Annotated in this window: 24 protein-coding genes and 2 tRNA genes; 9 read left to right on the top strand and 17 right to left on the bottom strand. The window is 32.0% G+C overall.

Annotation, left to right across the window (positions count from 1 at the left end; genetic code table 11):
- Positions 1 to 165 precede the first annotated feature (165 nt).
- Entirely contained in the window at positions 166 to 345 is a 180-nt protein-coding gene (locus B3J26_RS12515) for a hypothetical protein (RefSeq protein ID WP_291074731.1), read from the bottom strand.
- A 96-nt stretch (positions 346 to 441) separates the two neighbouring features.
- Here B3J26_RS12515 and B3J26_RS12510 point away from each other — a divergent pair, with 96 nt between their 5' ends.
- Positions 442 to 1,461 carry a phenylalanine--tRNA ligase subunit alpha gene (locus tag B3J26_RS12510; protein WP_291074730.1) on the top strand — a complete coding sequence of 340 codons (1,020 nt, stop codon included), beginning with the start codon at positions 442 to 444 and terminating at the stop codon, positions 1,459 to 1,461.
- 532 nt (positions 1,462 to 1,993) lie between these two features.
- Here B3J26_RS12510 and B3J26_RS12505 read toward each other — a convergent pair.
- Positions 1,994 to 2,485: a MepB family protein gene (locus tag B3J26_RS12505; RefSeq protein WP_291074729.1), complete on the bottom strand. Its 492-nt coding sequence runs from the start codon at positions 2,483 to 2,485 to the stop codon at positions 1,994 to 1,996.
- Positions 2,486 to 3,553 (bottom strand): ABC transporter substrate-binding protein, encoded by a 1,068-nt coding sequence (locus tag B3J26_RS12500; RefSeq protein ID WP_280050859.1) that lies wholly within the window; start codon positions 3,551 to 3,553, stop codon positions 2,486 to 2,488.
- A gap of 191 nt (positions 3,554 to 3,744) precedes the next feature.
- On the opposite strand from B3J26_RS12500, the gene B3J26_RS12495 reads away from it, so the two are divergent.
- A tRNA-Arg gene (locus B3J26_RS12495) sits at positions 3,745 to 3,818 on the top strand.
- 108 nt (positions 3,819 to 3,926) lie between these two features.
- Here the strand turns inward: B3J26_RS12495 and der are convergent.
- The 4 genes from der to B3J26_RS12475 form a co-directional block, all read right to left on the bottom strand.
- On the bottom strand, positions 3,927 to 5,234 hold the full coding sequence (gene der / locus B3J26_RS12490) for a ribosome biogenesis GTPase Der (protein ID WP_280049488.1): 1,308 nt from the start codon (positions 5,232 to 5,234) through the stop codon (positions 3,927 to 3,929).
- A gap of 103 nt (positions 5,235 to 5,337) precedes the next feature.
- Positions 5,338 to 5,766 (bottom strand): adenylyltransferase/cytidyltransferase family protein, encoded by a 429-nt coding sequence (locus tag B3J26_RS12485; protein ID WP_180905607.1) that lies wholly within the window; start codon positions 5,764 to 5,766, stop codon positions 5,338 to 5,340.
- Between the two features lie 35 nt (positions 5,767 to 5,801).
- Complete coding sequence (locus B3J26_RS12480) at positions 5,802 to 6,152, bottom strand: phosphomannose isomerase type II C-terminal cupin domain (protein WP_038336510.1); 351 nt, start codon at positions 6,150 to 6,152, stop codon at positions 5,802 to 5,804.
- Positions 6,153 to 6,264: 112 nt separating this feature from the next.
- Positions 6,265 to 6,340 (bottom strand) — tRNA-Phe (locus B3J26_RS12475).
- Between the two features lie 131 nt (positions 6,341 to 6,471).
- Between B3J26_RS12475 and cls the strand changes: the two genes are divergently transcribed.
- The gene (cls, locus tag B3J26_RS12470) at positions 6,472 to 7,962 is read left to right on the top strand and encodes a cardiolipin synthase (protein ID WP_291074728.1); all 1,491 of its coding nucleotides are present in this window, start codon (positions 6,472 to 6,474) and stop codon (positions 7,960 to 7,962) included.
- A 34-nt stretch (positions 7,963 to 7,996) separates the two neighbouring features.
- Positions 7,997 to 8,140 carry a hypothetical protein gene (locus B3J26_RS12465; protein ID WP_181816261.1) on the top strand — a complete coding sequence of 48 codons (144 nt, stop codon included), beginning with the start codon at positions 7,997 to 7,999 and terminating at the stop codon, positions 8,138 to 8,140.
- 42 nt (positions 8,141 to 8,182) lie between these two features.
- Here B3J26_RS12465 and B3J26_RS12460 read toward each other — a convergent pair whose 3' ends face one another.
- On the bottom strand, positions 8,183 to 8,821 hold the full coding sequence (locus B3J26_RS12460; protein WP_291066261.1) for an HdeD family acid-resistance protein: 639 nt from the start codon (positions 8,819 to 8,821) through the stop codon (positions 8,183 to 8,185).
- A gap of 175 nt (positions 8,822 to 8,996) precedes the next feature.
- On the opposite strand from B3J26_RS12460, the gene B3J26_RS12455 reads away from it, so the two are divergent.
- Positions 8,997 to 10,322 carry a hydroxymethylglutaryl-CoA synthase family protein gene (locus B3J26_RS12455; protein WP_291074727.1) on the top strand — a complete coding sequence of 442 codons (1,326 nt, stop codon included), beginning with the start codon at positions 8,997 to 8,999 and terminating at the stop codon, positions 10,320 to 10,322.
- Positions 10,323 to 10,357: 35 nt separating this feature from the next.
- Here B3J26_RS12455 and B3J26_RS12450 read toward each other — a convergent pair whose 3' ends face one another.
- A complete protein-coding gene (locus tag B3J26_RS12450; protein WP_291074726.1) occupies positions 10,358 to 11,782 on the bottom strand; it encodes an MATE family efflux transporter in 1,425 nt (474 codons plus the stop codon).
- 200 nt (positions 11,783 to 11,982) lie between these two features.
- Between B3J26_RS12450 and B3J26_RS12445 the strand changes: the two genes are divergently transcribed.
- Together B3J26_RS12445 and B3J26_RS12440 are read left to right on the top strand one after the other, a co-directional pair.
- Positions 11,983 to 14,097 carry a prolyl oligopeptidase family serine peptidase gene (locus tag B3J26_RS12445; protein WP_291074725.1) on the top strand — a complete coding sequence of 705 codons (2,115 nt, stop codon included), beginning with the start codon at positions 11,983 to 11,985 and terminating at the stop codon, positions 14,095 to 14,097.
- A gap of 79 nt (positions 14,098 to 14,176) precedes the next feature.
- Entirely contained in the window at positions 14,177 to 15,226 is a 1,050-nt protein-coding gene (locus B3J26_RS12440) for an NAD(P)-dependent alcohol dehydrogenase (protein WP_291074724.1), read from the top strand.
- A 62-nt stretch (positions 15,227 to 15,288) separates the two neighbouring features.
- On the opposite strand, the gene B3J26_RS12435 is transcribed toward B3J26_RS12440, so the two are convergent.
- Together B3J26_RS12435 and B3J26_RS12430 are read right to left on the bottom strand one after the other, a co-directional pair.
- Positions 15,289 to 15,510, bottom strand: coding sequence for a hypothetical protein (locus tag B3J26_RS12435; protein ID WP_125349179.1), 222 nt, complete (start codon positions 15,508 to 15,510; stop codon positions 15,289 to 15,291).
- 30 nt (positions 15,511 to 15,540) lie between these two features.
- Positions 15,541 to 15,798: a hypothetical protein gene (locus tag B3J26_RS12430; protein ID WP_038336554.1), complete on the bottom strand. Its 258-nt coding sequence runs from the start codon at positions 15,796 to 15,798 to the stop codon at positions 15,541 to 15,543.
- Positions 15,799 to 16,106: 308 nt separating this feature from the next.
- Between B3J26_RS12430 and B3J26_RS12425 the strand changes: the two genes are divergently transcribed.
- Both B3J26_RS12425 and B3J26_RS12420 read left to right on the top strand, forming a co-directional pair.
- Positions 16,107 to 17,189 (top strand): hypothetical protein, encoded by a 1,083-nt coding sequence (locus B3J26_RS12425; RefSeq protein WP_291068814.1) that lies wholly within the window; start codon positions 16,107 to 16,109, stop codon positions 17,187 to 17,189.
- Positions 17,173 to 17,802: a hypothetical protein gene (locus B3J26_RS12420; RefSeq protein ID WP_291066273.1), complete on the top strand. Its 630-nt coding sequence runs from the start codon at positions 17,173 to 17,175 to the stop codon at positions 17,800 to 17,802. Before B3J26_RS12425 ends, B3J26_RS12420 begins: the two co-directional genes overlap by 17 nt.
- On the opposite strand, the gene B3J26_RS12415 is transcribed toward B3J26_RS12420, so the two are convergent.
- The 6 genes from B3J26_RS12415 to B3J26_RS12390 all read right to left on the bottom strand — a co-directional run bounded on the left by B3J26_RS12415 (position 17,742) and on the right by B3J26_RS12390 (position 23,744).
- Positions 17,742 to 18,299 (bottom strand): 5-formyltetrahydrofolate cyclo-ligase, encoded by a 558-nt coding sequence (locus B3J26_RS12415; protein WP_291074723.1) that lies wholly within the window; start codon positions 18,297 to 18,299, stop codon positions 17,742 to 17,744. The genes B3J26_RS12420 and B3J26_RS12415 overlap by 61 nt on opposite strands.
- 30 nt (positions 18,300 to 18,329) lie before the next feature.
- Positions 18,330 to 19,343, bottom strand: a complete 1,014-nt coding sequence (locus B3J26_RS12410) for a radical SAM protein (RefSeq protein WP_038336547.1) — start codon at positions 19,341 to 19,343, stop codon at positions 18,330 to 18,332.
- 386 nt (positions 19,344 to 19,729) lie between these two features.
- A complete protein-coding gene (locus B3J26_RS12405) occupies positions 19,730 to 20,644 on the bottom strand; it encodes a hypothetical protein (RefSeq protein WP_291074722.1) in 915 nt (304 codons plus the stop codon).
- A 29-nt stretch (positions 20,645 to 20,673) separates the two neighbouring features.
- Positions 20,674 to 21,147 (bottom strand): ribonuclease HI, encoded by a 474-nt coding sequence (rnhA, locus tag B3J26_RS12400; protein WP_038336544.1) that lies wholly within the window; start codon positions 21,145 to 21,147, stop codon positions 20,674 to 20,676.
- Positions 21,148 to 21,150: 3 nt separating this feature from the next.
- Positions 21,151 to 23,001, bottom strand: a complete 1,851-nt coding sequence (locus B3J26_RS12395; protein ID WP_291074721.1) for a M1 family metallopeptidase — start codon at positions 22,999 to 23,001, stop codon at positions 21,151 to 21,153.
- A complete protein-coding gene (locus tag B3J26_RS12390; protein ID WP_244957993.1) occupies positions 22,998 to 23,744 on the bottom strand; it encodes a lysophospholipid acyltransferase family protein in 747 nt (248 codons plus the stop codon). Before B3J26_RS12390 ends, B3J26_RS12395 begins: the two co-directional genes overlap by 4 nt.
- Positions 23,745 to 23,763: the final 19 nt, after the last annotated feature.

Raw genomic sequence — 23,763 nt, 5'->3', positions numbered from 1 at the left:
TCGTCTGCAAATCGTATGTCGACTCTAAAATTCGTTATAAAACGTGGATTTGAATGTTTAAATAGGAATTAAAAAAATCCGACGATTTAGGATCGAAATGCAATTCAACTCTAAATTATTGGAATAAAAAAAGTTGGAGTGTCTGAGTGGAGCGAGTTGCCAACTTTATGGAAATAATTTATTTAGTTGAATTACCTGAGCCATTCCATGGCTCCTCCTTTTAATTTCAAATGTTTTTTGGATGAGCAAAAAATGAAAATAATAGATTTCTCGATACTTCAAATTAACTTTATCTAAATCATAACTAATTTTTTTAAAATTAATTTCTAAAATTGGTTGAGCCATTTTTACAGAGTTTTAGTGGAATAAAGATAAAAGTACTCGAATAATTTGTTATAAGTTGATTATCGGTTAAATTTGTAATCAAATTGATCAGAAATTATGATTGACCAAATCAAACAATATATTGAAGAAGTAAAAAACTTCCATTCAACAAATGCTGCTGAAATTGAAGAATTCAGAATTAAATTTTTAGGAAAAAAAGGAATTTTAACGGACTTGTTTACACAGTTCAAATCTGTTCCGAATGAACAAAAAAAGGAATTTGGTCAAGTTGTGAATGAGTTAAAAACATTGGCAACTGAAAAATCAACTGTTCTTAAAAATGAAATCTCAAACGAAGGAAAAACTGATTCTTCTTTAGATTTAACGCGTCCTGGAGAGCCGTTTCCATTAGGATCTCGTCATCCAATTAACATTACAAAAAATCGTATTATCGAGATTTTTAATCGCATTGGATTCAGCGTTTCTGAAGGGCCAGAAATCGAAGATGATTGGCACAATTTTACAGCGTTAAATTTGCCTGCACATCACCCTGCGAGAGACATGCAAGATACATTTTTCATCGAAACTGATCCAGATATTGTGTTGCGTACGCATACATCGTCTACGCAGATTCGTCATATGGAGAAAAATCAACCACCAATGCGTTTCTTAGCACCTGGTCGTGTTTACCGTAACGAAGCGATTTCGTCTCGTTCGCATATGATGTTCCACCAAATCGAAGGTTTATACATCGACGAAGGTGTTTCGTTTGCAGATTTGAAACAAACTTTAAGTTATTTTACAACTGAGTTATTTGGTAAATCTGAAATTCGTTTACGTCCGTCATATTTCCCGTTTACAGAGCCTTCTGCAGAGGTTGACGTATATTGGGGATTAGAAACCGAAACTGATTATCGTATGACAAAAGGGACAGGTTGGTTAGAAATTATGGGATGTGGAATGGTAGATCCTAACGTTTTGCGCAATGTAGATATCGATCCTGAAAAATATTCGGGTTATGCATTCGGTATGGGAATTGAGCGTATTGCGTTGTTGTTGTATCAAATTGGGGATATCCGTTTGTACACAGAGAATGATAAACGTTTCTTAGAGCAATTTCAATCGGAGTTATTCTAAGATAGAAAATATTATAAACAAAAAATCCTGTTCAATTGAGCAGGATTTTTTTATTGGAATAATGTTTTAAATAATATATTAGAGATTATATCCTTTAGTTTTAATTTTCATAAAAAAGCATTTAGAAATTGTCATGCCGAGACATCACTCTATTTATTTACAAAGTAATAATTAATGTAATCGTCCTATTAAAAATGGCCTTAAATTTATGACGTTAAGAAAATAATTGAATGTAACATTAAAAAGATTTTAGCCCGTAGGGTTTTTAAAAACTTTAGTGAAATGAAATTATTTTTAGTCTAATAGATTTACAGTCTTGACTTTTTGGTTACTTTTTAGTCAAGTAAAAAGTGACATTGAAGTACAAGGAATACCTAAATTGTTTGATGTCTTTATTTAAATCTCAAATTTTGAAATATAAATATAGTAGATATTCCTCCTAACGCTGGAATGACATTTCATATAGTTTTATAATTTTCATAAAAAAGTATTCAGGAAATGTCATGTCGAGCTAGTCGAGACATCTCAATTATTATTTGAATAATGATTTAACTTTATTTAAATCAATCTGTTGATTGTTGACTTCTACGAAATAATCTTGTTGCCAATTTTGAGTTTTCTCCGCTTGTTTATTTTCAGGTTTTACCCAATTCGGATAAACTCTAAAACCTCGTTTTCCTTCTTTTTTAATTGAGGTTAAAATATTCTTTTCAATTAAAATTGATTTCGGGAAAATATAAAAACCTAGTTTCGAATCTTCTTCTGTAGCAATAATGTAATAATCAAATACATCATTTTCATCGAAAGGTTTGGTTTGTTTAGCTGTATTTCGTTTCCATAACGTTACAAATTGACCAACTTTTTTAGGTGTAATTTTCGCTTTTCTAAATTTTATAGAAAACTCATTAACATTGAAATTATAACCAATATATTCGTCACATTCTGCATCTTTTTCTAGCTTAGAAATGGATAAATTCATTGATTTTAGAATAAAATCCTCGAATTTTTGAATAATCTCAGTCATTTATTTCAATTGTTGATAAAAGTATAAATCATACGTTGGGAATAAATTTGGATAGAAAATTTTTCCTAAATCATTCAAAATAATATCAGGACGAAGAATTCCTTGTTCAAAATAATCATTCGAACCTTTTGCATTCATACGTTTGTTGTAAGCGTACACATTTCCTTTCTTAAATGCATCAAACCACGCATAGTTTGGATAAGAAGCTTTCATTTCTGCCAACGTATTTACGTTTGTAACATTGATCCAATAATTTGCAGATTTTCCAGCTGTATAAACTTCTTCAAATGTTAAGCTCAAACTATTTTCACCTGTTTTATTCTTGAAAATATAATTTCCTTTCGCATCGTCTATTAATTTTGCTTGCAACAAGTCATTTGTCGGAACGTACCAAATGTCGCCATACATTGTATTCACAATTGTTGAAACATTACCTTGACCTTTGGTTTGAATGATATTTTTGATGGAGTCGTAATTATTTTTAACCGTTTCTACGCGTTTTTCAGCTTCTGTATCTTTTCCGAATAATTTTCCGAAAACCTTCAAATACTCAACTTGTCCCAATGGGTTTTGCTCTTTGTATTCATCTAAATACAATACTTTTATTCCATTTTGTTCTAATTGTTGATGAAATTTTGCTAAAACAGGATTAGAACTTGCGATAATCAATTGTGGTTTATTTTTTAAGATAATTTCTGTGAATAGTTCGTTTGAATTTCCAACTTTTAAGATTGATTTATTCGCAATTCCTTCTGCTATTTTAGGATTGTAAATAAAATCTGCATCGCAAACTCCTTTGATTAAGTCAAGACTTCCTAATTGATCTAAAAACGTAACGGCAGATGAAGTTTCAACCATCACAGTTTTGATAGGCAAGTCTTTTTTATCAAATGAAATTGTATTTCCAGAAGATTTTATCGTGATTGTTTGGTTGTTTTCTTCGATAGAAATATTTTTTGCAAACTGAAAAGTTGTATTTTCTTGTTCAGTTTTAACAGCTTCTTTTGACTGTTTACAACTACTAATGGCAAGAAGAACGAATGAGGTTAGAATAAATTTTTTTATCATTTGGATTGAATTTAGAGGAAGCAAGTTAAGAATTCTGTTAAAATCTTAAAAAAAATATTTTTGTAAGCAATTGATTCGTTGTAAATTAAATTATTGTTAAAAATTTTTCTCGAAAAGCTTAGGTTTTTACGATAAAAGAGCTGTATATTTGCATTCGAAAATAAGGGAAAATACTTTCAATTATTTCAAACGGCCGAGTGGCGCAACTGAATAGCGCACTTGATTACGGCTCAAGAGGTTACAGGTTTGAATCCTGTCTCGGTCACAAAAATGCTCAGCGTCAATCGTTGAGCTTTTTTTATGAATGTTAAATTCTATTGTTATCAATAAAAAAGTCCATCTACAAATTGTAAATGGACTTTTTGGATTTTTATTATTTCTTTCTGAAGTAAACTTCAACTGGAACTCCTTCAAAATTGAACTCCTTTCTCAATTGATTTTCGATAAATCGTTTGTAAGGATCTCTAATATATTGTGGCAAGTTACAGAAAAACGCAAATTGAGGCGTTTTTGTAGGTAACTGCGTTACATATTTGATTTTGATGTATTTTCCTTTTACTGCAGGTGGAGGTGTAATCTCGATAATCGGTAACAAGGTTTCGTTTAATTTACTTGTTTTGATACGACGACTGCGGTTCTCGTAAACTTCGATAAATGTATCAACAGCTTTCAAGACACGTTGTTTTGTAAGAGCCGAGATAAACAACACAGGAACGTCTGTAAAAGGCGCAATACGTTTTAGAATAGCATCTTTGTATTCTTTCATTGTATTGGTTTCTTTTTCCAATAAATCCCATTTGTTGATTAAGATGACCACACCTTTTCGGTTACGTTCTGCTAAATAAAGAATATTCAAATCTTGTGCTTCAATACCACGTTCTGCATCAATTACTAAGACACAAACGTCGCATTCTTCGATTGCACGAACCGAACGCATCACAGAATAGAATTCTAAATCTTCGCTTACTTTTCCTTTTTTACGCATTCCGGCAGTGTCTACCAAAACAAATTCGTGTCCAAATTTATTGTACAACGTTTCGATAGAATCACGTGTTGTTCCTGCGATATCCGTTACAATATTACGTTCTTCACCTAATAATGCATTGATTAATGTAGATTTTCCAGCATTTGGACGACCTACGATCGTAATTTTAGGTAAACCTTCGAATGGATCAATGTGTTGTTCTTCTGTAAAACAATCTACCACATCATCCAATAATTCACCTGTTCCACTTCCGCTCATTGCAGCGATTGTGTACATTTTTTCGAATCCTAAGTTATAAAACTCATAAGAATCGTCTAAATTTTTGTTGGTATCGACCTTATTCACAACTAAGAATGTAGGCTTCTTAGTGCGTCTTAAAAGGTTGCCAACTTCCTTATCCATATCCGTTAAACCAACTTGATTGTCTACCATGAACAAAATTACATTTGCTTCATCAATAGCCAATTCAACTTGCTTGCGGATCTCTTCTTCAAAGGTATCATCTGAACCAACGACATACCCTCCGGTATCGATTACGGTAAACTCTTTTCCATTCCAATCAGATTTTCCATAGTGACGGTCACGTGTAACACCAGAAGTGTCATCAACGATAGCTTGTCTTTTTTGGATCATTCTGTTGAAGAACGTAGATTTACCAACGTTTGGTCTTCCTACAATTGCAACTATATTTGACATTCTGCAAAGGTATAATTTTTCGATTTATTTTTTACATTAATTTTTTGATTGATAAAGTATTGTAAATAAAAAAGGTTAGACAAACTCTAACCTTACTCAATTTTTATTTTACAACTTTAAGAAGTTCTTTTTCGGCAACCACTTTTCTAAGTCCGGAACTTGAGAAACGGTGGTCTCTTGAATTGTAATACAATTCGATTCCTTTTTCTTCACAATATTTACGTCCTGTAAAGTTTTTGTCTTGGTATTCAATACCTAAAATACGCACATCGATTTTGAAAGATCTCAAAACGTCTTCCAAATCTTCTTCTGTTGCATAAGGCACAATTTCGTCAACAAATTTGCAACCTTTTAACTGAATGTAGCGTTCTACAACAGTTTGCGTTGGTTTGTTTTTTTCTGGTCGATCTAATGTTGGATCTGTTTGTAAACCTACAATCAAATAATCGCAATGTTGTTTTGCGTCTTCTAGCATTTTGATATGTCCCGCATGAAGCAAATCAAAAGCACTAAATGTAATTCCGATTTTCATAGTCAATCAGTTTAGTCTTTTATAATTAGTTTTTATTAATCTTCAGATGATCGGTTGTAATCATCTTCAATGCGAATGATGTCTTCCTCACCAAAATACGTACCATGTTGAACTTCGATAAAAATTAATGTTTCATTACCTATGTTCTGAATACGATGTTTTGCTTTTAATGGAATAATAACGACTTCACCCGCTTTGTATTCATATTCTTTATCATCAAGTGTCACCATTGCGGTTCCCTGAACAATTGTCCAAACTTCTGCACGATGATTGTGATATTGGTAAGACAAACGCCCGCCAACATTCACTTCTATTCTCTTCAATTTATATATATCGGTGTCCTCTAATACATAGTAAGAACCCCAAGGTCTATTTCCTATTTCCATGTTTTACGCAATTTACGGAATATTTAGATGCAACTCTAAAATACTCGATGAATAAATTGTTATGTTCATTCAAAAAAAAAACCTCAAACACATGCTTGAGGTTTTATAAATGTGGTGGTGCCTCCAGGAATCGAACCAGGGACACAAGGATTTTCAGTCCTTTGCTCTACCAACTGAGCTAAGGCACCGTCATTTTGGATTGCAAATATAAGAAGGTTTGTTTTATATTTCCAAAATTATTTTTAAATATTTTCTATTAATTTTTTAAGGAATTGATTTTTATTCATTTATTTTTATAAAAATTACGAATTGGTAACAAATGGAATGGTCAATCACACTTTTGCACATCTGGAATTTTATCAAAGAATGGTATTGGGTTCCGCTTACCGTCCTTTATATAATGGTGATTGTTACTATTTTGATCGAAAATCGAAACCCTACCAAAACAATTGCATGGATATTAGTGATTGTATTTCTACCATTTATCGGAATAATTCTTTATTTTTTCTTTGGACAAAAATTTAAAAAAGATGAGTTTTTTAAACGAATAGATAAGAATCATCAAAAAATCATCAACGAGAAATGGGCAAAAATGGATCAATTTGTTCAAGATGATTTAGATAAAGTAAATATAAGAATAGGTTCGTTGTCACAGGTTTATCGTTATTTAAACAATGCAAGAGTTGCTTATCCTGCAACAAATAATAAAGTAAAGTTGTTGACAAATGGAGAAGAAAAATTCCCTCTTTTTTTGGAAGCTTTACGTGAAGCGAAAGATCATATTCATCTCGAATATTATATTTTTGATGAAGATCATATCGGAAATGAAATCATTGATATTCTGATTGAAAAAGCTAAAAATGGTGTAGAAGTTCGTGTTACTGCGGATGATTTTGGCTCGCCGAAACTAAATAAACATCAATCAAGATTTGATGGAACAGGTGTGGAATTTCAAACATTTTTACCTGTTCGATTTTCGTCTTTGGCGAATTCTAATTACCGTAATCACCGCAAAATTTTGATTGTTGATGGCAAAAAAGCATTTGTAGGCGGAATTAACATTAGTGATAAATACATCAATCAAAATAGTGTAATAAGCCCAAATAATAAGGTTTATTGGCGTGATACTTCTGTGATGATTGAAGGAGATTCTATCAATAGTTTGCAATTGCATTTTTATTTAAATTGGATGATGACGGAAGGCAAAAAGTATAATATTTCTGATCCAAAATATTTTTATTCATCTCAAGAAAATAACGATTTATCAACAGTTAGTTTTGGACTCTCTTCACCAGGAAGTGATTTACATTCGGCTATGGAAGCGATGGTTTTGGCAATTACTTTGGCGAAAAAGAAAGTGCAATTGTGCACGCCATATTTTATACCAAGTGACGAATTTAAAACAGCGATGATGATTGCTGTTTCGAGCGGAGTAGAAGTGGAGTTGATTATACCTAAAAAAGGCGATTCTATTGTAGTGCAACAAGCGTCATTATCATTCCTAAAACCTTTGATGAAGCGGGGTGTAAAAGTTTATTTATACGAAAAAGGATTTATTCACGCCAAAACAATAACGGTTGATGATAAATTGGCTTTTATTGGAACAGTGAATTTAGATTATCGTAGTTTTATGATTAATTTCGAGATTACTTCGGTGATTGAAAACACGACGTTATTGCAACAAATGAGTGCTCAATTTGATATAGATAAAGAGGATTCAGAATTATTAACTCTTGAAAAATGGGAAAATAGACCTTGGTATTACCGTGCATTTGCATCAATTTGTAGATTGTTAGCACCGATATTGTAAATATTTATTACATTCGATTTTAGATCAAGGTAATATGAAAAAGCTATCTTTATTAACAATTGGAAAAATTGCTATAGGTGCAGTTCTAGCTTATGGTTTTCTAAATTTTATAGATCAACCAGATGTTATGATTGAATCTTTTAAAACTGGATTTTTAGAAGGAATCTTAGGAAAATAAAACAAAAACCTCCACTTCAATTAAAGTAGAGGTTTTTGTTTTTTATTGATTTTTAAAATCTTCGATTTCTTTTCTAATTTCTTCGTATCGACTTCTCAAATCGTCCGAAATATTATTCGGGATATCTTTAATTTTCTTCAATTGTAATGAAATAAAAATCGCAAATAATCCGGTAGAAATAACTGCTAATCCTAGCCATGCAACAGCTGTTAAACCTGCTAATTGTGGAGATGATAATAAAATAAGCGAAATGATTAATCCAATAATAGCTAAGAACAGAGAAATTCCCCAATCTTTTACGCCATAATTTTTTAGGTCGAAAGCATAACTAATTCCAGAAATTGAGCGGAATAAAATTAAAAATCCAACATAATAAGCAAAAACTTCTAAACTTAGAATTGGATTTACAACTAACATAAATCCAACAATAGTTGTAATAATTCCATATGTCAATGTCCAGCCCCAACTATCAATTTCATCTTTGTTCGAAATGGAAAAGATAATTTCTGAAATTCCTGAAAATAAAAACGAAACTGCAAAGAAGACTGAAAGTGCTACATATGATGCAGTAGGAAATGCAAAACAATAAATTCCTAATCCAACAAATAGTAATCCTATGATAAGTAAAATCCACCAATATTTGATAGAATTTTTAATTGATTTGTAAAAAGTACGTGCCATTTTGAAAATTGATATTTTAAATTATGCTCTTAAATTTAAGAAATTTTATAATTAAAAGCATTCTTTTTTGAGTAATTTATAATGAAATTAGATTTCTTAAAATTCAGGATTTATTTCATGCCAGAATAAAATTAAAATACCCTTAACTTTGAAGTTCGCTTAAAAATCAACGAAAATGAAGTATGGAATAGAGGCGGCTTCTATCTACGTTCCGCATATATATTTACCAATAAAAGATTTAGCAATTCAGCGTAATATTGATCCTGATAAACTTGAAATTGGTTTAGGTTTAAAGAGAATGTCAGTTTTAGATGTTCACGAAGATACAGCAACTATTGCTGCGAATGCTTTGTTGAAATTGATTACAGATTTTAATGTTAATCCAAACGAAATCGGACGAATTTATTTAGGAACAGAAAGTGCTTTGGATGGAGCAAAACCAACCGCAACTTATGCAGTACAATTGGTAGAATCTGTTTTGGCAAATCAATTTGGAGAACGACCTTTTAGACATACAGATGTTGTGGATATGACGTTTGCGTGCGTGGGTGGAGTAGATGCGATGCACAATTCTATCGATTATGTTCGTGTAAATCCAGCTAAAAAAGCAATTGTAATTGCAGCCGATTATGCAAAATATGGTTTAGAATCGACGGGAGAATATACGCAAGGTGCTGGTGCAGTAGCGATGTTAATCTCGAATCAACCAGATTTGATTGCGTTTGATAACAATTGGGGAATTGGAATGGAATCTGTTTTTGATTTCTTTAAACCACATCAATCAACTTCTGATGAAGCGATTTTGAATGCTTTAGGAACAACAAAATCTGAAATCGAAATCTTTTCTGATGAACCCGTTTTTGAAGGGCAATATTCTAACGAATGTTATAAAAACAGAGTTAGAGAAGCTTATTTCAACTTTAAAGATGAGGCTAAAATAGAAGGTAAATTGTACGAAAGTTGGCGATATATTGCTTTTCACTTGCCTTATGCATTTCAAGGAAAAAGAATGTTTTCGGATGTTTTTGCATTAGAAAATGATCAAGATAATTCGAATGATAACTTGAAAGTTGTTTCAAAATCGGATGAATATAAAGCCTTAATCAAAGAAAAAGTAGAACCAACTCAACGTGCTTCTTCTGAGATCGGAAATATGTACACAGCTTCAGTTTTTACAGCATTTTTATCGGCTCTACAAGTAAGCGCAGATAGCAATGAAGAATTAAATGGAAAAACAGTTGGTTTTATTGCGTATGGTTCTGGATCTAAATCGAAAGTTTTTCAAGGACAAATTGGTGAAGGTTGGAAGAATGTGATGAATAAAATGGATTTGTTCACTTATTTAAATAAAAGAGAAGCAATTTCTTTTGAACAATACCAAGATTTACACAATAAAAATCTGAAAACATCTATTAATGATTCGAAAGGTTTTGCCTTAGATCGCATTGAAACTGAAATTCCAGATTTGAAAGGTGCAAGATATTATACTTACAAAGGATAAAAACATAAAAAAATCGCTCATTTGAGCGATTTTTTTTATACTATTTTCTGCTTCCATTTCCCTCGTTTAAAGAGAATAAATGCTAAAATTGCAATAAACGTTTCCGAAACAGGAATTGCAATAAATACGCCTTCTTCTTTCAAATTGAAATGATAAGAAAGTACATAAGCTAACGGAATTTGAAATAACCAAAATCCAACAAAATTGATAATCGTTGGCGTCATTGTATCGCCTGCTCCATTAAAAGCATTCATCATTACCATTCCAATTCCGTATAATAAAAAACCAGTTGCCAAAATATACATTCCTTCTTTTGCAACGATTTTGATATGTTCTTCTGTTGTAAAAATTGAGACTAAATAATTGCTTAATCCATAGAAAATAACACTTACAATCAACATGTAAATGATGTTAAATTTCATGGTCATAAGGACTGATTTTTCTGCTTTTTCGGGATCTTTATTTCCTAAGTTTTGACCAACTAAAGTTGCCGCAGCATTGCTCAATCCCCAAGCAGGTAACATAAAAAACATCATCAGTCGTAAAGCTGTTTGATAACCAGATGAGGCAATTTCTCCACCAGATTGAGCAACAATTCGCGCAAGAATAATCCAACTACAACTAGCAATAATGTATTGTACAATAGCTGGTACTGCAATTTTTACAATATTGATAATTAGTTTAGATTTTGGAACGAAATAACTCCATTTGATTTGAATTAATGAATCTTTTTTCGTTAAACCATACAATTGATAAACCACACCACCACTTCTACCAATTGCAGTAGCTAAGGCTGCTCCTTCTAATCCCATTTCAGGAAAAAAGAACCATCCGCGAACAAGAATTGGACACAAAATAATATTGATTCCGTTAGCTAACCACAAACTTTTCATCGCAATTGCTGCATTTCCAGCTCCGCGAAAAATTCCGTTAATCAAGAATAATAACACAATTGATAAACAACTTGCCATCATTATTTTAGTGAAATTCTTCCCGTATTCTGCGGCTTGTTCGGTTGATCCCATCCAAATCAATAAATCTTTGGAGAATATAAATCCGAAAATACTCAACAGAATTGTAATGATTATCGATAATAAAATTGCTTGCGAAGCACTTTCCGAAGCTTTTTCGGGTTTCTTTTCACCAATTCTTCGTGCAATAATGGCAGTTGCAGCCATACTTATTCCTATTGAAATCGAATAAACAATTGTTAATAAAGATTCTGTAAGACCAACGGTTTGTATGGCGAAAGCGCTTTCTTTTAAATGTCCTACAAAATATAAATCGACCAATGCAAAGACAGATTCCATCACCATTTCGAACATCATCGGAATTGCTAATAGAAAGACTGATTTTTTGATTGGTAACGCGGTTAAATCTAAGTTTTCGCTTGAAAAAGATTGTTTAATTAACGAAAAAATAGACCCAATTTTGGCTGTTAAAGACTTTTCTACAGTCATTTTTTTGGTTTTAAAAAAATTAAAAATACTTGATAAATTTTTAAATCAAAATGAATTTAACGTTAAGTTGCCGCGAAGTTGTAAGTATTCATTTCAATTAAAATCTGAGAGGATTTTGCCCAAAAATAAATCATTTTTTTCAATACCAATTTATCTTTTTGATTTTATTATCTTTACCAAAATAGCTATACTAAGAAGAAATGAAAAAAACTGCTTTTATTTTATTTAATGTTGCCCTTATGGTAGGAGTGAATGCACAGAGTTATAAGAAAAAGTATCCAGATACAAAAAAAATTGATCATGTTGATACGTATTTTGGAGAGAATGTACAAGATCCATATCGTTGGTTGGAAGACGATTTGTCTGAGGATACTAAGAAATGGGTAATCGAACAAAATAAAGCAACTTATGCTTATTTGAATGAGATTCCTTTACGCACGCAATTGAAAAAATCGTTGACAGATATCTGGAATTACGAGAAAATTTCGACTCCTTTTAAAGAAGGAGATTATACGTATTACTACAAAAATGATGGTTTACAACAACACTCAGTTTTGTACCGTAAATTAGGTGAAAACGGAACGGAAGAAGTTTTTTTAGATCCGAATAAATTCTCGAAAGATGGTTCTGTTTCGTTGGCTGATGTTAGCTTTTCTAAAGATGGAAGCTTAGTTGCCTATTCTATTTCAGAAGGTGGATCGGACTGGAGAAAAGTAATTGTTTTGAATGCAAAAGATAAAACACAAGTTGGAGAAACATTGATTGATGTTAAATTCTCTGGAACAGCTTGGAAAGGAAACGACGGTTTCTACTATTCGTCTTATGATAAACCAAAAGGATCTGAATTATCTGAGAAAACAGATCAACACAAATTATATTACCACAAATTAGGAACAGCTCAGAAAAAAGATCAATTGATTTTTGGAGGAGCAGAAACACCTCGCCGCTATGTTGGTGCTTATTTGACAGATGATGAACGTTTCTTAATCATATCTGCAGCCAATACAACAACAGGAAATGAGTTGTATTATCAGGATTTGTCTCAAGCAAATAGCCCAATCAAAACGATTGTGAACAACTTTGATACAAATACTTCTGTTATTGATAATGATGGAGAGACTTTCTACATTTTTACGAATAACAAAGCACCTAATAACAAGGTTGTAAAAGCTACAATCTCAGATTTGAGCGAAGCTGCTTGGCAAACCGTTATTCCAGAAACTGAAAATGTATTATCTGTTTCTACAGGAGGAGGTTATTTATTTGCTAAATACTTAAAAGATGCAATTTCGGTTGTAGAGCAATACAAATATGATGGATCAAAAGTTCGTCAAATTACATTGCCTGGAGTTGGTTCTGCATCAGGATTTGGAGGGAAAAAATCAGAGAAAGAAATCTATTTCGGATTTTCAAATTATATCACACCTTCTACAAGTTACAAGTACAATGTAGAATCAGGTTCTTCAGATGTTTACATTAAACCAAATGTGAAATTTAATTCAGATGATTACATTTCTGAACAAGTTTTTTATACGTCAAAAGATGGGACAAAAGTTCCGATGATTATTACGTATAAAAAAGGATTGAAGAAAAATGGTAAAAATCCTACAATTGTTTATGGATACGGCGGATTCAATATTAGTTTAACACCAGGATTTAGTCCAGCAACTGCTGCTTGGATTGAAAATGGTGGAGTTTACGCTGTTCCAAACCTACGTGGAGGTGGAGAATATGGTAAAAAATGGCACGATGGAGGGCGTCAATTCAATAAATTAAATGTTTTTAATGATTTCATTGCTGCTGCAGAATATTTACAGAAAAACAATTACACTTCACCAGATTTTACTGCATTATCAGGAGGATCTAACGGAGGATTATTAGTTGGAGCAACAGAAACAATTAATCCAAAAATAGCAAAAGTAGCATTGCCTGCAGTTGGTGTTTTAGATATGTTACGTTATCATACATTTACTGCTGGTGCAGGTTGGGGTTATGATTATGGAACAGCTGATGATAGCAAAGAAATGTTCGAGTATTTGAAAGGATATTCACCAGTTCACAACGTAAAAGAAGGAACATGTTATCCTGCTACATTAGTCACAACAGGAGATCATGATGATCGTGTAGTTCCTGCACATTCTTACAAGTTTGCGGCAAATTTACAAGCGAAACAAGCGTGTGATAATCCAGTTTTAATCAGAATTGAAACAAAAGCTGGTCACGGAGCAGGTCGTTCGACAGAAGTTGTGATCAATGAAACAGCTGATAAATATGCCTTCACTTTGTGGAACATGGGAATCAAAAAATTGAAATAATTATAATTTAATTCATTCAAAACCATCTGATTATTCAGGTAGATTTTTTAATTTTATAGGGTTAAAAATTTTAAAAATAATGAACACAAAAACATACGCAGCGTTCAATGAAACTGATCCATTAGCGCCACACACAATAGAACGTAGACATTTACAGGCGAAAGATATTTTTATCGATATCGAGTATTGCGGGGTTTGTCACAGCGATATTCACACTGCGAAAGGAGATTGGGGAAAACCAAATTATCCGGTTGTTCCTGGACACGAAATCATTGGTCGAGTAAAAGAAGTTGGTTCTGAAGTGACAAAATTCAAAGTTGGAGATTTGGTTGGAGTAGGTTGTATGGTCGAATCTTGTCAACATTGTCATTCTTGCGACGAAGGTTTGGAGCAGTATTGTGAAAATGGTTTTACGGGAACGTATAATTCTAAAAACTCGAAACATGGCGGAATCACTTACGGTGGTTATTCAGAAAATATTGTGGTAGAAGAAGATTTTGTGCTTCACGTACCTGAAAGTATCGATGTAAAAGCTGCTGCGCCATTGTTGTGTGCGGGAATTACAACTTGGTCTCCTTTGCGTCATTGGAATGTAAAAGCGGGCGATAAAGTTGGTGTAATCGGTCTTGGAGGTTTGGGACATATGGGTGTTAAATTTGCAAAAGCAATGGGTGCACATGTGGTAATGATTACAACTTCTGAATCTAAAGGTGAAGATGCAAAGAAACTTGGAGCTGATGAGGTTTTAATTTCGAAAGATGCAACACAAATGAAAGCGCATGCAAATTCATTTGATTTTTTATTGAATACAATTCCTGTAAAACACGATGTTAATCCATATTTACAATTATTAAAATTAGATAAAACAATGTGTATGGTTGGAGCTATCGAGCCTTTAGATGCTGTTCACGGAGGTTTATTGATTATGAAACGTCGTAATTTAGCAGGATCTTTAATTGGAGGAATCAAGGAAACACAAGAAATGTTAGATTTTTGTGGAGAACATAATATTGTGTCTGATGTCGAAATGATCGATATTCAAAACATTAATGAAGCTTACGAGCGAATGATGAAATCTGATGTGAAGTACCGTTTTGTGATTGATATTAAATCATTGAAAGAATCTTAATCTTAGATATAGAAACAAAAAAATCCGCTTAACGAGCGGATTTTTTTTTGAGTTTTTAAGTTCTATTTCGCAACAGAATCTTTTGTTGTTCCTGCTGGATTTACAGTTTTCGAAGAATCTACCGTAACTCCTTCTACAGAATCTGCCGAAGGAATTTCTGCTTTTTCAACATTTACAGAATCTTCAATAACTGTTGTTGGTTCTCCTACACTTGTTGGTTCTTGTTTACAAGAAATTGCTGTGAAAGAAATCGCTGCGAAAGCGAATAACGCTAATTTTTTCATTTGATTTTTTTGTTTAATCTATTCTACAAATTATTTTTTCTCTGTTGTTGTAGTCGTAGTTGTTTCAACTTTTACAGGAGTTTCTTTTACAACTGCCGAATCTTTGATAACAACAGAATCTTTTCCTACAGAGTCAATTTTTACAGAATCTTCGATTGTTGTAATCGTGTCATTTTTTACTTCTGTTTCAGTTTTTGTTTCTTTCGATCCAAATAAATTACAAGATGTTAAACCAAATGCAGTTCCGATTACTCCTAATACGATTACGTTTAATGCTAATTTTTTCATAACTTTAATTTTTTAAATGTTTAATTTATTTTTTGTTTTTGTTGATTTTTTCAATCATTTTGTTGAACCAAAGTTAAGCTGATATCAAAGTTTTTCGAAGCAAAATAGTTGTAAGATGATTGTAATCCAATCATTGAATATTCAACAAATGTTTTACAACAAAAGAAATCATTTAACAACGCATTAATAAAGAAATACAACTCAACATATCAAAAAAATTATTTTATTTGTAGTTGTATTAAAAGACAATTTGTAAAATCGAAATTATTTTACAAAATACTGAAAACCAATTTTATAAATTTTATTTTTTGAGCAAATTTACAGATATAGAAATTTTCGAAATTCTGAAAAAAACGATTTCAAATCGATTTTTGGAAGAAAATTCTGCTCAATCCGAAAATATCTCCGATTGGAAGGGGCAAGAAATTACATCTTTCCAAGACGATTTATTCAATAAAACCAGATCTACCGTTAGCGAAAAGTGGTTTTATACGTATTTTAAGTCAGATTTTCAGAAGCTTCCGCGTATTGATATGCTCAATCTTTTGGCGCAATATTGTGGATATAAAAATTGGGCACACTTTCTTAATGTTCAGAAAATAGAACATTTTGGTCCAAATAAAGCTGAAGAATCGACGATTGAAGCAAAAGAAAACGAAAATTTTTCATCAGAACATATAACTCCAGAAGAATCTGAAATAGAGATTCAAGCAGAAGTTAAACCATCAACAGAAAAAGAAATAATTCCTGCAAAAGAGGAAGCTGTTAAAATAAAACCCAAGCTAAAATTGATTTCGATAATAGCAGCTGCTGTTGTTTTGTTGAGCGGAATTGGAGCAACTATTTATTATTCAATTTTTGGTCAGCGCGAGTACGAATTTTGTTTTGTAGACTCGGATAGACAAGCTGCAATTACCAATTCTGTTGAGGTTACAATTATTAGAGATGGTTTTACACCACTTTATTTATCGACCAAAACAGGTTGTATCAAATTTGAATCGCAAAAAGATACAATCAAGATGTTTGTGAGTTCACCTTACTATAAACAAGATACGTTTAGGGTTAATTTGCATCAATATAATCAGCCAGAAATGCTTTTGTTAGAGCCAGATGATTATAAGATTATGCTGTATTATTATTCGAATTCAGCAAAAGATTTGAAACAACGAATTTCTAAGCTAAATCAAATGATTGCGGATGATGCGTTGATTTATCAAGTCTATGACAATGATTTTTTTGGTGTAGAGATTCTTTCGAAACAACAATATATCAATTTAGTTACTATGCCTACGACGTCGTTAAAGAATTTTTCTTTGATCGAATCGGAAAGGAAAAATGGAAAAATTGTGAAATTAAAATTTAAAATCCAGCAAGATGAGAACGATAAGTAAAATAGTTCAGTTTAGCATGATATTGCTGATGAGTTTTTGGATGATATTTTCGTGCAAAGACGATAAATATAAAGGAGATTACAACCCAGAAGCGATAAAAGGTTACAAAAACGAGGCATCGACAGTAAGTAGTAAAATGGATTCGGTAGAAGCTGTAAATTTTATTGCAAAGCAGAAATTGCGCGAGTTTTTTGAGCTTTCGGCGTTGGCATCTAACACCAATGATACGGTTGTTGATAGCTTGTTGAGAGATCAATTGTTGTCTTATTTTCCTAAAAAAGATACGACCGAAATATTTTCGTTATTGAGAGAACTTCGTTCGAAAAAAGTTACATTTACTTCCGTTTCTAAATTTGCAATTTTACCAAAAGATTCGATTACACCAGACTCTATCAAGCGAATTGCATATACAATTAATTATTTCAATTCGGATAAAAAGTTAATCGAAACCAATAATCATGTTGGTGTATTTGTGCTAAAACAAGAGCCGATCAAATTTCAACGAGAGTTTAAATTCTATTTCAGAACGTTAAATGAAAAACAAGACTCAATTCAGAAGGATTCAATTTCGTCTGGAGTAATACAAAAATCAAGAGGAAAATCGCCGAAATAAGCGTCTTCAATATATTCAATAGGTCTAAAATAAGTTAGACCTATTTTTTTTGAATTAGGTTTACATTTTGCCAAAAACTTATCATAATATCCGCCACCGTATCCGACGCGATTTCCTTTTTTATCGGCAACGAACATTGGAATAAAAATAACATCAATCGCTTTTGAATCAATTTCCGAATACTGAGTGGGTTCTGGAATTTGAAGTGAATTTAAAATCGTTTCGAAACCTTTTTCTACTTTACAATTAATCATATCATCGCCAACAACCAATGGTAAAACCACCTCTTTTTGCTGTTGAAATAGCCAATTTATGATCGGATAAGTATTGATTTCGTTGTTTTTTTCGATAGGTAAGAAAATATGAAAAGTCTGATCTGTAGAAAAATCCAATTGTTTGATGTGTTCAAAAATTTGCTCACTGAAACTATTCACTTCTTCTTTGGTGAATGATTTTCTTAACGTTCGGTAATATTTTCTAGCTTCAGACTTTGTCATTTCTTCGTAGTTTGATACGAAGTTAAGATCTTACTCAATAATATTATAATTTAAAGAAGTTTTTGTTTTGAGTTTATCCATTTGTTTTTTACTCGAAAAAGCATTTTTCAAAAGTTCTTTTGATAGACCTATTTTTTTAGAGAAATCGTTAAAAGTATCCTTTTTGTAATCAAATTCATCTTTCCACGTATAACCAGGTCGTATGTAACAATAGGTATAATTATAAACTAAACTTTCTACGTTTGTTGCGTTTACTAATTCATCGTAAGTTGAAGTTGCTAATAAAGTCATTTCTCTATTCTTTGATTCAGTTTTAATTTCTCTCAAAACCGAATCATAGCTATCTTTCAGGCTCGAAATATCTGTATCTTGATATTCGGTATCACCCATGCTTTTCATTGGACGAATTTGGAGAATATTTGGTTCATATTGTCCATACATCGCAAAGAAATCCATCAATTCCAAGAAATTATCTTTATTGAACGTATAATTGATTCTTAAAATAAGATTCGGATTATTTTTCTTTTCTTCATAAATTGCTTGTAAAGCTTCGTGAAATTTATCGAAAGAAGCTTTTCCCATAAAGTTTTCGTAAGCTTCTTGATGTACACCATGCAACGAAATAGTGAATTCATTCAATCCATTATCCACAAGTTCTTTTACCTTTTCTTTGGTTAACAAATTTGCATTCGTTGTAAGCGATATATAAGGAACCTTATGTGCTTTTCCTAACGAAACAATTTGCGCTAGATCTTTATACAAAGTAGGTTCTGTACCGCAACCAATTTGCAGTTTAAGAGCTCTGCCAAACATTTTATCAGCTAAAATTGATAAATCTTCTTTTGGAAAAATACCTTTAGTTTTCTTTACATAATTTTCATCTGTAAAATAACACATTTTGCAACGTAAATTACAAGCCATCACAGGATCAAAATTGACAGCAATATATCTTTGATTTGTTTTATGCAAAAGATACATTCCTAAAAATTTTATCCGATGATTTTTAATTAACCAATTTAATTTTAAAAGCTTATAAACGTTCATATCTTAATAGTGTAATTTGATTCTTACAAATATACTTTAAAACGAACGCGATGAAGAATTATTTCTTTTTCTTTGAAAGAACTTAATTGTAATTATTTTAAGAAAAATACGACAAAAATAAAACAAACGATTGCCATAAAAAGCAATAAGTTTATTGGTTTTACTTTCATTTTACTAAATATAGACTTTTTGTAAGTTTTGTGAATTCTTTTCGGTTTAGACATTTTCAATTTCATTACTAATTCTACAATATAGATGCAAATTTCTTAAAAAGGTTGCTTGTAAAAAAGTTAAAAAACACAACTAACAAGTATACTTCTGTGTCTCAATTAAATAAAAAATGTTTAAAAAATGCTTTCAGATTCTGAAAGCATTTTTTAAAGTTATCAACCAAACTTTTTCATTCTTTTTGCAGCCTCGTCCAACCAAGGTTGATAATTGCAATGTTTTTGTATTGCTTGATAAATTCCGTTGCTATTCGGATCTTTTGGATCAAGTTCATAGATTAATGAATTAATAAATCCGTTTTTTATCGATTGACTTTTGATGTTTTCCAATAAAGTATCTGGGGAAAGACCTTGATATAATTTTTCTTGTAAGTTTGTTAAGACAATATTACGGTAACTCTGATACGTTCTATAATCCTCGTCATTATCTAAATCAATTTTGTCTAATTCTGTCAAAAAATTAACGGGTAATTGTTGTGAAGCAGGATTGTAGTAAGTGTACGAATCCTTGTATATGTACAACAAATTGATAAAATCGTAATTTAAATTCGTTTTTTCTGTTTTGATGAATGAAGAATTAACTTCTAATTTTTCTAAATTTTCGAAAACTTTTTGATGAAACTTTTTGATTTGATTTTTGAAATCTGTCGGAGCAAGTTTAAATAATTCGGTATGTTCAGTTAAGAATTTATCCGTTTTAAAACTTTTGTCAACCAAATAATTGTTTCGATTTTTTCCTATTCCAGAGAATTTGAAATTATTCTCCAAATGTTTTAAATCTGTATTTAGAATCAAACTATCACCTGGAATCAAATAAATTGTAAACTCTTCGCGCTCGATAGAAAGTGTTTTGTAGCCTTCGTCAACTAACTGAAGAGTATCCGAAAAGTTTCCATCAAAATCTAAAGCAAAAGCTTTTTCACGATTATTCAATAATAGGTAAATGCTATCTGTTTGCGCATTCGCAATTCGTCCACTAAAGTAGACAAGTTCACCTTTTTCTTTTTTAGGTGAACAACTGTAAATTGTAATTAAAAGTAGTAGGAGAAATCTCCACAACGTCTTCATTTTCATTTTTCTCTCTGCCTCACAAAAGTAGAAAATTATTCTTCGTTTTGATGAATTTCGAAGTAAGAATCTATCTTAAAATTTTCTGGTTTATTTGCTGCCGCAACCGCTAATTTATCAGCTTCTTCGTTCCAATGATGTCCAGCATGACCTTTTATCCATTGAAATTTTACACGATGAATTTTATAAACTTCTAAAAATCTTTTCCACAAATCAGCATTCTTCTTTCCTTTGAAATTCTTTTGCACCCAACCAAAAACCCAACGTTTTTCCACAGCATCTACCACATATTTAGAATCCGTCACAATGGTAATTTCAGTATTAGTAAACTTTAGCGTTTCCAAAGCCGTAATAACTGCTAACAATTCCATTCGGTTATTCGTTGTTAGTCGAAAACCTTGAGAAATTTCTTTTTTGACTTTTTTCTCGGTTTCCAACAAAATACAACCAAATCCTCCTGGACCAGGATTTCCCAACGACGAACCGTCTGTATATGCTACAATCGCCATGTTTTATGGTTTGTAATTTAACATTGTATCAATTGTTTGACGTGCAACAAAATGATAATTTGGACGCGCATCTTTGTAAATATTTTTCGCTAAATCTAATTGATTAGATTCTTTTAAAGCTAAATATAAAGGCTCTAAAAATTTACGACGGCCAACATTTACCAAGAATTCTTTCGCATTTGTGTTGACTTTATCGTAATGCATTAAAAATGCTTTTTCGAACCAAGCACATTCAATTTCTGGATTTTTTGAATTTGTAAAATCATAAATCGCATCCAAATAAGCTAAATCTTCTTTTGTGTTTTTAGTTGTATCAATTTGACGAATAAAATGAACCCATTCGTTTGTAGATTTCGTAGAAATCGCCACTTTTTTAGGTGCAACTTTATTTCTTCCGTTTGTAATATCTTGTTGTAACTGTGCTTCTGCTAAATCAAATAATTTTGAAGTCGGTTTTTTCAAATCTTTTGGCCAACCTGTGTTATAAATCCATTCTTGAACAAAAGAATCGTCTCCATTTGTTAAATTAGCTTTCAAATAATCAACAAATTTTTCTGTTGTCATTGTTTGGAATGCATGCGAAGAAAAATATTGATTCAAGAATTTATCAAACTTTTCACGACCATATTTATCTTCTAACATTTTCAAAAATAAATAACCTTTATCGTATGGAACATCAGAAAAAGCATCATCAGGATTTGCTCCTTTCATGTTCACTTTTAATGAAGTATATTTTTCTGGAATATTTTTCATCGACGTTTCCAAATCTTGAAAACCGATTACCGAAATCATATCCGCATAATCTTTTCCTTCTAATTCTTCCATGATTCGACGCTCAAAATAAACTGTAAATCCTTCGTTCACCCAGAAATCATCCCACGTAGAATTCGTTACTAAATTTCCAGACCAAGAATGAGCCAATTCGTGTGCAATCAAATTTGTCATCGAACGATCACCTACAATTGCAGTTGGCGTAGCAAACGTTAAACGCGGATTTTCCATTCCACCAAAAGGAAACGAAGGCGGTAAAACCAATACATCAAATTGTTCCCAAGGATATTTTCCATATAATTTTTCGGCAGCCGTTACCATTTTTCCCATGTCAGCAAATTCCCAAGCAGCAGCTTTCAATAAGCCAGGTTCTGCATAAACTCCCGTTCTGTTATCGATTGGTTGATATTGTACATCACCAACAGCTAAAGCAATCAAATAAGGTGCAATTGGTTGAGGCATTTTGAAGGTATAAACACCTTCGGCATTTTTTTCTTTCGGATTGATCGCACTCATCAAAGGCAACAAATCTTTTGGTGTTTTTACTTTTGCATCATACGTAAGGCGAACACTTGGTGTATCCTGAATCGGAATCCAAGAACGAGTTAAAATTGCTTGTCCTTGAGACAATAAAAACGGATGTTTTTTATCGTGTGTTTGTTGCGGATTTAACCATTGTAAAGCATTTGCATCAGGCGAAGTTTTGTAGAAAACTTTTACAATTGTATCATTTGGCGTAACATCAATGATTAAGGCTTGACCTTTGATCGAATCTTTTTCACCTAATCTGTATGTCGTTTTTTGACCATTCGCTAATAAAACTGAATCAATTGTTAGTTTTTCGGTATCTAAAATCAATTGTTTTGCTTGATTATTTTCGAATGTATAAGCTGCCGAACCTTTGATTTGATGCGTATCGAAATCAGTTTCGATATCCAAACTCAAATGTTTGATGCGAGCTTTATCTAAATCAGCAAAAGTTTGATTGTCTTTTGCTTCAGTTTCTGTGGTAGAAGAGATTTGTTTATTGCAACTAACCGCCGTTAAAGCCGTTCCTAATGCGATATAAACTAAATTTTTCATTGTTCTAAATCTTTTAAAATCATGTTGAAAGCAGCTTCTTTCAAAGCAACTTTATCGTTTTTTACATTCAAATCTTTCGTTTCGAAAGTCTCCAATAGTCGGACTTTTATTTTTCCTGGATAACCTCTAAACCAATTAAACGGAAACATTTTATTAACACCGTGAATCGCCAAAACAGCCAAAGGCGTTTGTGTTTCAATCGCAATGTTAAACGCTCCATCTTTGAAAGGATCCAAATAAATCTTGAATTCTTTGTCGTTTGTAACGCCTCCTTCAGGAAAAATAAAAATACTCAGATTTTTGTCTAACTTTTTCTTTGCTTCGGGATAAACAAGTGCTTTACTACGTGCACTTTTTCGGTCGACAGGGATACAAATTCGTTCGAATATTCGTCCAAAGATAGGGATTTTGAGTAACTCTGCCTTGCCTACAAATACGATTGGATGATGTTTTAGAATCGTCAACATCAACATAATATCCATAATCGAAGTATGATTGGCTATAAAAACATAGTTTTCTTTCGGATCGAGTGGAACAAGTTTTTTGTAATCAATTCTAAATCCAGTTCCGTACAACACAAATTTGCCCCAATATCTGATTAACGGATAAATATATGGGAATGTTTTTTCGAAACTTGCCAAAGGTAGCACGATAAAAACTCCTATTGTTAGGACATAAATTGCGGCTAAAAATATCATCCAAATGCGCCAAATAAGGACAAAAAAACCTGTGATGTATTTCATTGAGTTGGTTTAGTGGAGT

Source organism: Empedobacter sp. UBA5987, assembly GCF_002429865.1.
In the GTDB taxonomy this organism is placed as follows: domain Bacteria; phylum Bacteroidota; class Bacteroidia; order Flavobacteriales; family Weeksellaceae; genus Empedobacter; species Empedobacter falsenii_B.
This window is presented reverse-complemented; position numbering and strand designations above follow the sequence as displayed.